3 protein-coding genes are annotated in these 1947 nt (G+C 64.2%); 1 reads left to right on the top strand and 2 read right to left on the bottom strand.

Annotated elements, in window-relative coordinates; translation table 11 throughout:
- A partial coding sequence (locus Q0R02_RS02435; RefSeq protein WP_293880496.1) for a CoA ester lyase occupies positions 1-754 on the top strand: 754 nt, incomplete at its 5' end.
- Here Q0R02_RS02435 and Q0R02_RS02430 read toward each other — a convergent pair.
- Positions 751-1278 carry a GNAT family N-acetyltransferase gene (locus Q0R02_RS02430; protein ID WP_293880498.1) on the bottom strand — a complete coding sequence of 176 codons (528 nt, stop codon included), beginning with the start codon at positions 1276-1278 and terminating at the stop codon, positions 751-753. The two genes, Q0R02_RS02435 and Q0R02_RS02430, sit on opposite strands and share 4 nt — an antisense overlap.
- Positions 1279-1280: 2 nt before the next feature.
- Positions 1281-1820 (bottom strand): histidine phosphatase family protein, encoded by a 540-nt coding sequence (locus tag Q0R02_RS02425; RefSeq protein ID WP_293880494.1) that lies wholly within the window; start codon positions 1818-1820, stop codon positions 1281-1283.
- Positions 1821-1947: the final 127 nt, after the last annotated feature.

Genomic DNA, 1947 nt, shown 5'->3' with positions numbered 1-1947 from the left:
TGATCTGGAGGACGCCGTCGCACCGGACCGCAAAGCCCTTGCGCGGACCGAGATTGCGGCCTTTCTGCGCGGGTCTGACCGCGCGCTGGACCTGTTCGTGCGTGTCAATCCGCTCGATGGGGGGCTCACCCAACGCGACCTCGATATTGTCGTCGAGGCGCGCCCGACCGGGTTCATGTTGCCAAAGGCGGAGGGCCGGGCCTCCATCGACGGGCTTGTCCGCATGCTTGCCGAACGCGGCGACGACACCAGCGTCATTCTGCCGATCGTCACCGAAACGCCATTGGCGATGTTCCGGCTGGGCGACTATGCCGATGTCGCCGAGCGCCTGGTCGGCCTGACCTGGGGCGCGGAGGACCTGCCCGCCGCAATCGGTGCGATCAGCGCTCGTCATGACGACGGCAGCTATACCGCGCCCTACGAGATTGCGCGCGCGTTCACCCTGTTCGCGGCGACCGCGGCGGGTGTCGCCCCGATCGAGACGGTCTTTCCGACGGTGCGCGACCTCGACGGTGTTGCCCGCTATGCCGAACGCGGGGCGCGCGACGGCTTCCGCGGCATGATGTGCATTCACCCGGCACAGGTCGCCCCGGTCAATGCCGCTTTCACACCCTCCGACGCGGCCATCGCCCAGGCACAGGCGGTGATCGATGCCTTTGCCGCAAATCCCGGCGCGGGGGTGCTGACGCTCGATGGCAAAATGATCGACATGCCGCATTTGACGAAGGCAAAGGCGCTGCTGGCGCGAAGCTAACTCCCTGTCGCAACCGCTTCGTCGAGCCGTTTTGCCATGACGAAATCAGAAAATGCCTCGGAAAACCCCGGAAACATGGCCCGCCCGATCGTCTCGAACCCCCGCGCGCCATAAAAGCGGATCGCCTTTTCATTTTTGGTATAGACACTCAGGACCAGACGCTTTGCCCCGCGCGCAACCGCCTCGGCCTCGACCGCCTCGATCAGCGCGCGCCCGATCCCGGTGCCCTGCCATTTCGACAACATATAGATCCGCTTCAATTCGGCGTCGGTCGCCGGATCGGACCCGGGCAGCGACGCCGCCACCACGATCGCATATCCCACGGGCGCGCCCGCATCGTGCTCGACGATCCACGCCGATGTCGTCGGCTGCCCCAGCAAAGCCTCGTAATAAGCGATCGAATGGTGCGTTTGCGTAAAAGCCACCAGCGCTTCACCCGGATGATCATTCGCAAAGGTTTCCAGGAAAGTCGCCGCCCCGACCAGCGCCAGCGCCCGGGCATCGGCCATCGTCGCCGCGCGCATTTTCAATGTTTTTCGGGTCCAAGTTCGATGCTCAGGTCGCGTGGCCGCACCAGCCGAGTGAAGCGCGCGCTGTTGACCTTCACGTCGCCCCAGTCCGCCACGTCGATCTGCAATTCGGCGACGCTCGCGGTTGGCAGCTTTTCCTCGACCTCGTCGCGAAACGGATTGTCAGGACCATCGGGAACCAGCATCAGGATCAGGTCCTCCAATCCCGGATTATGCCCGCACATCAGGACGTGGTCGGCCTCAGGAAAATCGTGGACGACATCCAGCAATGTCGCGCCTGATGCCAGATAGACGCGCCGGTCCCACACCGGGTGCAACACCTCGCCATAACCATCCCAAAGGCCATCGAGGGTATCGATGCAACGGACCGCAGGCGACGAGACCACGACATCGAAGGCGAGGCCGAGGTCGCGCAAATGTTCGCCGACCAGCCGGGCTCCGCGTTTGCCGCGATCGTTCAACCCGCGGTCGAAATCGCGCGCGACGGGATCGTCCCAGCCCGACTTGGCATGGCGCAGCAACGTAAGTGTCTTCATGGGCACGTTGTGCCGCAAAGCGGTGACCGTTGGAAGACACTCATTCCCAGATGCGCTGGCATCCGAAGACGTCAAGCGCGGTGTCGCAACTGAGGATGGGGATGCCTTCGACCATGGCCTGCGCCGC

This window comes from Sphingomonas sp., assembly GCF_025353885.1.
Classification (GTDB): Bacteria; Pseudomonadota; Alphaproteobacteria; order Sphingomonadales; family Sphingomonadaceae; genus Sphingomonas_O.
Note: the sequence above shows the minus strand (reverse complement) of the source record. Positions and strands in the feature narration are given on the sequence as shown.

What these genes read in the sequence shown, in the direction of transcription:
- Q0R02_RS02430 (WP_293880498.1), bottom strand. Translation starts at nt 1,278, where the DNA reads ATGCGCGCGGCGACGATGGCCGATGCCCGGGCGCTGGCGCTGGTCGGG.
- Q0R02_RS02425 (WP_293880494.1), bottom strand. Translation starts at nt 1,820, where the DNA reads ATGAAGACACTTACGTTGCTGCGCCATGCCAAGTCGGGCTGGGACGAT.